5 protein-coding genes are annotated in these 7,000 nt (G+C 75.1%); 3 read left to right on the forward strand and 2 right to left on the reverse strand.

All coding sequences use genetic code 11. The features are described 5' to 3' along the window. Positions 1-54: 54 nt before the first annotated feature. On the reverse strand, positions 55-1,059 hold the full coding sequence (locus tag ACFWJO_RS28850; protein ID WP_386869756.1) for an SCO1860 family LAETG-anchored protein: 1,005 nt from the start codon (positions 1,057-1,059) through the stop codon (positions 55-57). A gap of 373 nt (positions 1,060-1,432) precedes the next feature. Between ACFWJO_RS28850 and ACFWJO_RS28855 the strand changes: the two genes are divergently transcribed. Further along, the gene (locus tag ACFWJO_RS28855; protein ID WP_386869758.1) at positions 1,433-3,988 is read left to right on the forward strand and encodes a penicillin acylase family protein; all 2,556 of its coding nucleotides are present in this window, start codon (positions 1,433-1,435) and stop codon (positions 3,986-3,988) included. Further along, entirely contained in the window at positions 3,985-4,563 is a 579-nt protein-coding gene (locus ACFWJO_RS28860) for a GNAT family N-acetyltransferase (RefSeq protein WP_386869760.1), read from the forward strand. Before ACFWJO_RS28855 ends, ACFWJO_RS28860 begins: the two co-directional genes overlap by 4 nt. Positions 4,564-4,658: 95 nt before the next feature. Here the strand turns inward: ACFWJO_RS28860 and ACFWJO_RS28865 are convergent, their stop codons facing one another. After that, positions 4,659-5,753, reverse strand: a complete 1,095-nt coding sequence (locus ACFWJO_RS28865) for an amidohydrolase family protein (RefSeq protein ID WP_386869762.1) — start codon at positions 5,751-5,753, stop codon at positions 4,659-4,661. An 81-nt stretch (positions 5,754-5,834) separates the two neighbouring features. On the opposite strand from ACFWJO_RS28865, the gene ACFWJO_RS28870 reads away from it, so the two are divergent. Continuing rightward, the gene (locus tag ACFWJO_RS28870) at positions 5,835-6,932 is read left to right on the forward strand and encodes a pyridoxal-phosphate-dependent aminotransferase family protein (RefSeq protein ID WP_386869768.1); all 1,098 of its coding nucleotides are present in this window, start codon (positions 5,835-5,837) and stop codon (positions 6,930-6,932) included. Positions 6,933-7,000: the final 68 nt, after the last annotated feature.

Here is a 7,000-nt window from a genome sequence, read left to right on the forward strand (position 1 = left end):
CGCCGGGCCGGCGCCACCCCTCGGTTCCCCCCCGCCGTTTCCCCCTCGGGCCGGTCAGCCGCGGGCGCGGGCGCGGCTGCGGGCCAGGACGACGGCGCCGCCGCCGACGCCGAGCAGCAGGAGGGCGCCGCCGGCCAGGTACGGGGTCGTGGAGCTGCCGCCCGTCTCGGCGAGGTTGCCGGTGGGGGTGGTGCCGCCGTTCTGGGTGCTGATGCCGGTGTCGTGACTCGGCTTCGTGGACGGCTCCTTGGAGGGCTGCTCGGACGGCTGCTGCGAGGGCTGCTCACTGGGCTTGCCGGTCGGCCTGTCGGTCGGCCTGGTGCCGCGCGGGGTGGCGCAGGTGGCCTCGGCGAGGGTGATCTTGCCCTTGACCTCGGCGACGTTGAGCTTGAGCGGGTTGACCTCCACCGAGAGTTCGAGGGCGGTCGCGGCGGCGGTGCGGGAGGTGGTGGAGGTGCGGGAGAGGTCGAGGACGACCTCGCCGACGCCGGGCACGGTCACCTTGGTCCGTCCCCCGGTCGACAGGGTGGTCTTCTTGCCGAGGACGGTGACGTGGCCCAGCAGGTTGGACTCGGCGACCGGGCGCTTTCCGGCCTCGCAGACGGCCTTGGAGGTGACCTTCTCGACCTCGACGAGGGAGAGCAGCGGCAGTCCGGGGACGTGCAGCCGGGCCTTGACCAGGTTGACGTAGCCCTTGGCCGTGTTCCCCTCCACGGTCGCCTCGGAGGTGGCGACGTCGGCCTTGAGCACGTCGACCGGCTGCCCGCCCTCGGCGCCCTGCACCCGCACGCTGAGCGCGGTCTTCTCGGCGCTCGCGGGGGCCTCGACCTCGTTGAGGGAGGCCCGCAGCGGCACGTTCACCGCCTTGTTGAGCAGGTCGACGTCGAGCCCGGCGCGCAGCACGACGGCGGTGGCGTGGCCTTCGCCGCCCTGCTCGCCGCTGTCGCCGGTGGCCTGGGCGGCGGGCGCCGCGAGGACCAGCGGTCCGACGGCGAGGGCGGCGACGGCGGCCGCGGCGGCGGTGCGGCGTGCGGGCAGACGGAAGGTGTTGCTGTTCACGGGTGGAACCCCCACAAGAGACATGGTGTCGCCGGCCGCTCGCCACGGGGACTGTGGGTCACTGCGGCTCCGGCGACTTGAGACACCGGAATCTTTACGCACTGTGGGTGAACTGGCAGACACCTGGCGTGACTTCACTCCAAAGGGTGGTTTCCGCGCCCATATTCGAATCTTTCGGCACAGGCGTTCCCGCACGCCCCGTGCGTAGCGGCGCGCGCGGGCACGGAGGCGCGTTCAGGGAAAGTGCTTCAACGGTGCGCGCCGGTCGGGAGTAACGGTTCGTCAACCAGTCGCACCCCCGGTGCGCCCCACCCGCCGTGACCTCGCCCTCTTCGGGTCCTGTAGATTAATTTAGGCCAGCCTAACCTAAGAAATGTTTGATCTGATCGGGGTCGTACGCGTGAGCATCGAGGTCTTCCGGGACGCCTGGGGCGTGCCGCATCTGCGAGCCGCCGATCCGCTCGAACTCGCCCGCGCGCAGGGCCTGGTGACCGCACGGGACCGGGCCTGGCAGCTGGAGGTCGAGCGACACCGGGCGCAGGGCACCACCGCCGAGTTCCTGGGCGCGGCGGAGACCGGCTGGGACGCCTTCGTCCGGCAGGCGAGGCTGGCCGACACCGCCCGCCGCTGCCACGACCGGCTCGACGCGGAGACGGCGGCGTGGGTCCGGGCGTACGTGGACGGGGTGAACGAGGGCTTGGCGGAGGGCGCGCGGCGGGCGCCCGAGTTCGCCGAGACCGGGCTGCGGCCGGGCCGCTGGGAGCCCTGGACGCCGCTCGCCGTCTGGCTGTCCACCCACATCCTCTTCGCCGGCTTCCCCACCAAGCTGTGGCGGGACCGGGTCGCGCGGCGGCTCGGCGCGGAGTGGACCGAGCTCTTCGCCACGGACGGGCCCGGCACCGCCGGCTCCAACGGCTGGGTGGTGTCCGGCGAGCGGACGGCCAGCGGCGCGGCGATCGTCGCGGGCGACCCGCACCGCTTCATCGAGGCGCCCGGCGTCTACCAGCAGATACGCCTCGCCTGCCCCGACTACGACGTCCTCGGCCTCGCCGTCCCCGGCGTCCCGGGCCTCGCCCACTTCGGCCACGCCGGCCGCGTCGCCTGGGCCATCACCAACGCCATGGCCGACTACCAGGATCTCTACCGGGAACGGCTCCGCCGCCTCCCCGACGGCCGCGTGGAGGCCCTCGGCCCGGCCGGCTGGGAGCCGGCCACCGCCCACACGGAGACGATCCGCGTGAAGGGCACGCAGGACCCGGTCCGCGTGGAGGTCGTCGAGACGGCACGTGGGCCGGTGATCATCGGCGCGGAGGGCGGGAAGGCCGCGGACGGCGGTAAGGCCGCGGAGGACGGGAAGGCCGCGGACGGCGGGAAGGCCACGGAGGACGGGAAGGGCGCTGAGGGCGGAAAGGGCGCGGACGGCGGGAAGGCCGCGGAGGGCGCCCGGTCGACGGCGAACGCCGCCGACGCGGAGGGCACCGCTGACACGGCCAGGGCCGGCACCGCGGCGACCACGGTCGGCACCGCCGACGCCGCCACGGTCGGCACCGCCGACCCGACCGCTGCCGGCGCCACCGGCGCGGCCGAGGCAGGCGACACGGACCTGCCCGGCGCGACCGACCTGCCCGGCGCCACCGGCGCGGTCGCGGCCGGCGCCACCGATGCGGCCGACGCCGCCCGCGCCGCCGAGGTCACCGAGGTCGCCGAGGCCGCCGCGGCCGCCGAGGTCGCCGAGGTCGCCGAGGTCGCCGACGGCACCGCGGCCGCCGAGCCGGTCGAGTGGGAAGCGATCAGCCTCCGTTACCCGCCCCGCGTCACCGGCGAACTGGGCTTCTCCGTGCTGCCCGCGCTGCTGCGGGCGCGGAGTGTCGGGGACGTGGACCGGGCGCTCGACGGGTGGGTCGAGCCGGTGAACGTCGTGCAGGCTGCGGACACCGACGGCGGGCTGCTGCACCGGGTCGCCGGGCACGTGCCGGTGCGGGACCGGGCCAACTCGCTGCGCGTGGTGCCCGCGTGGGAGGCCCGGCATGCGTGGCGGGCGGAGCCCGCGCCGCTGCCCCGCGCCGAGGTCGACGGGTACGCCGTGATGGCGAACGCGCGCGGTCTCGCCGCGCCGCTGGGCGTCGAGTTCGCGCCGCCGCACCGCGCCGGGCGGATCGCCGCCCTGCTCGACGCCTCCCGCTCCTGGACGCCCGCCAAGACGGCCGCCGTGCACACGGACACGGACAACCCGTCGGCCCGGCGTCTGCTCGACGCGGTCGGCGGCGTGGCCGCGGAGGACCTCTCGCCCGCCGCCCGGACGGTGCGCGCGACCCTGCTCGCCTGGGACCGGCGGATGGCCGCCGACAGCACGGACGCCGGTCTGTACGCGGCGGTGCGCGGCGCGGTCGTACGGCGGCTCACGGCCCACGAGGCGTTCGCGGAGCTGCGCGAACCGGCCCCGTACCCCGAGCTGTTCCTGCCCTGGCTCGCGCTCGGCGCGCGCGTCGCCTTCGCCCTGGAGACCCTGCTGGTCGGCGGTCCGGTGCCGGCCGGCGACGTCGCGCGGATCGTGCGCGAGGCCCTGGAGGAGGTCGCGGCCGGCGAGACGCCGCCGGCCTGGGGCCTGACCCACCGGCTGGCGCCCTGGCAGGCGCTCCCGGACGCGGACGACGCCCAGTGGCCGGGCCTCGCCGGCGACCACGACTGCGTGCTGTCCACGTCCAGCGTGCCCGGCTACACCGACCGCAGCGCCCGCGCGTCCGCCGCCCGCTACGTGTGGGACCTGGCGGACCGCGAACGGAGCCGGTGGATCGTGCCGTTCGGCGCCTCCGGCGTGCCCGGTGACCCGCACCACCGCGACCAGCTCCCCCTGTGGCTGCGCGGCGAACTCGCCCCCGTCACCACCGACTGGAACGTCCTCGTCAAGGAGCATGAAGGAGCAGCATGAGCAGAACCGAGCACACCCAGGTCGTCGAGGGCTTCGGCACCGTCCGGGTCGACCGCATCGACCCCGAGGCCGACGCCCCGCTCATCCACGCCTGGGTGAACGAGGAGCGGGCCCGCTTCTGGGGCATGAACGGCACCACCGTCGAGCAGGTCCGGGAGATCTACGCCCACCTCGACTCGCTCAGCACCCACCACGGCTTCCTGGTGCACCGTGACGACATGCCGGTCGCGGTCTTCCAGACGTACGACCCCGAGGCCGACCGGGTCTCGGAGTGCTACGAGGTGCTGCCGGGCGACATCGGCGTGCACCTGTTCGTCGCGCCCACGGTGGCTCCCGAGCGGGGTTTCACGGAGAAACTGCTCACGGCGCTCGTCGACTTCGCGCTGACCGGGCGCACCCGGATCGTGGGCGAGCCGGACGCCGCCAACGAGAAGGTGATCGCCCGGCTCCTGCGCACCGGCTTCGAGCTCGGCCCCGAGGTCGTGCTCCCGGAGGTGGACCTGCCGGAGGTCTTCATCCCGGAGAAGAAGGCGCGGCTCGCGTTCCTGACCCGGGAGACCCGGGACGCCCGCTAGGCCCCGGGACACCCCGGACGCCCGGCGCACTCCGGACGCCCGGGCCGCCCGCGCGACAGCCCGCGCACTCGGGCGGCCCGCGCGGCGGCCCGCGGCTAGCCGATCACCCGGCCGTTGACGATCACCCGGCGCGGTGCCGCGAGGACGCGGACGTCCGCGCGCGGGTCCTCGCCGTAGACGACGAGGTCGGCCGGGGCGCCCTCCTCCAGGGACGGGCGGCCCAGCCAGTCGCGGGCGCGCCAGGTGGTGGCGGAGAGGGCGTCGAGGGCGGGGATGCCCGCCTTCGTCAGCTCCTCGACCTCGGCGGCGACCAGGCCGTGCGCGAGCGAGCCGCCCGCGTCGGTGCCGACGAAGACCGGGATGCCCGCGTCCCAGGCGGCGCGCACCGTGTCGTAACGCCGCTCGTGCAGCCGGCGCATGTGCGCCGACCAGCGCGGGAACTTCTCCTGGCCGCCGTCCGCGAGGTGCGGGAAGGTCGCGATGTTGACCAGGGTGGGCACGATGGCGACGCCGCGCTCGGCGAAGAGCGGGATGGTGTCCTCGGTGAGTCCGGTGGCGTGCTCGATGCAGTCGATGCCCGCCTCGACCAGGTCGCGCAGCGAGTCCTCGGCGAAGCAGTGCACGGTGACGCGCGCGCCGAGCCGGTGCGCCTCGGCGATCGCCGCCTCGACCTCGGCGCGCGGCCAGGACGGCGCCAGGTCGCCCACCTCGCGGTCGATCCAGTCGCCGACCAGCTTGACCCAGCCGTCGCCGCGCCGCGCCTCGCAGCCGACGTGGGCGACGAGCTCGTCGGGCTCGATCTCGTGGGCGTAGTTGCGGATGTAGCGGCGGGTGCGGGCGATGTGCCGGCCCGCGCGGATGATCTTCGGCAGGTCCTCGCGCTCGTCGATCCAGCGGGTGTCGGAGGGCGAGCCCGCGTCGCGGATGAGCAGCGTGCCGGCGTCGCGGTCGGTGAGGGCCTGCTTCTCGGCGGTGGCCTCGTCGACGGGGCCGTGCTTGTCGAGGCCGACGTGGCAGTGGGCGTCGACCAGGCCGGGCAGCGCCCAGCCCTCGACGGTCAGCGCCTCGACGGCGGGACCGGTCGGCCGCTCGAAGGTGATCCGCCCGTCGACGCACCACAGTTCGTCCCGTACGTCCTCCGGGCCGACGAGCACCCGCCCCTTCACATGCAGCACCACGTGATCGCTCATACCCGCACTCTACGAGGCCCCTGGGTACCCTGACCCAGGCTCCACCCGCAGATCCGATCCGAAGAAGGCACCGCCGTGACCGTGACACACCCGCTCCTGGACCTGGCCCCGCTGACCGCCGCGCGGTTCGCGTCGATCGAGCGCCGGGTCGCCGCGCTGCTCGCCACGGAGCAGGACGTGGTGATCACCCAGGGCGAGGCGCTGCTGCCGCTGGAGGGCTGCATCCGCAGCGGTGCGCGGGCGGGTTCGACGGCGCTGAACGTGGTCACCGGTCCGTACGGGCAGACCTTCGGCAACTGGCTGCGGGACTGCGGTGCGACGGTGGTCGATCTGGAGGTGCCGTTCCACGCGGCGGTCACCGCCGAGCAGGTGGCCCGGGCCTTCGAGGAGCACCCGGAGATCGGCTTCGTGTCGCTGGTGCACGCGGAGGCGGCCACCGGCAACACCAACCCGGTCGCGGAGATCGGCGAGGTCGTGCGGGCGCACGACGCGCTCTTCTACCTGGACGCGGTGGCGTCGGTCGGCGCCGAGCCGGTGCTGCCGGACGCGTGGGGCGTCGACATGTGCATCATCGGGGCGCAGAAGGCGATGGGCGGCCCGGCGGGTGTCTCGGCGGTGTCGGTGAGCGAGCGGGCCTGGGAGCGGTTCGCCGCCAACCCGGCCGCGCCGCGCCGCTCGTACCTCTCCCTCCTGGACTGGAAGGAGCGGTGGATCGACGGCGGGCGCAGGACCCTGCTCCACGCCCCGGCGCAGCTGGAGATGCTGGCCCTGGAGGCGTGCCTGGAGCGGATCGAGGCGGAGGGCCTGGACGCGCTCATGGCCCGGCACGCGTCGGCCGCGGCGGCGACCCGTGCGGGCGCGCTGGCGCTCGGCGGCGGGCTGGAGCCGTACGTGTACGAGGCGAAGGACGCGGCTCCGGTCGCGACGACGCTGCGCACGCCGGCCGGTGTCGACGCCTCGGAGCTGGTCGCGAAGGCGCTGGCCGCCGATCCCTCGCTGCCGCTCGTCGCGGGCGGCGGTGGGCTGGCGAAGGAGATGATCCGGGTGAACCACTACGGCGTGGACGCGACCCCGGACGCGGTGCGGTCCTCGCTGGCCGCCCTCGGCGCGGCCCTCGCGGAGACGGGCCGCGCCGTGGACCCGGAGGCCGCGCGCCGCGCGGTCACGGAGGCCTGGTAGCCCCGGGCCGGGCAGACCCCGTGACCGCGCCGCCGGCGGGCTACAGCGCCGGGTAGTCGGTGTAGCCG

The sequence above is a fragment of the Streptomyces sp. NPDC127092 genome (genome assembly GCF_042722475.1).
Lineage (GTDB): Bacteria > Actinomycetota > Actinomycetes > Streptomycetales > Streptomycetaceae > Streptomyces.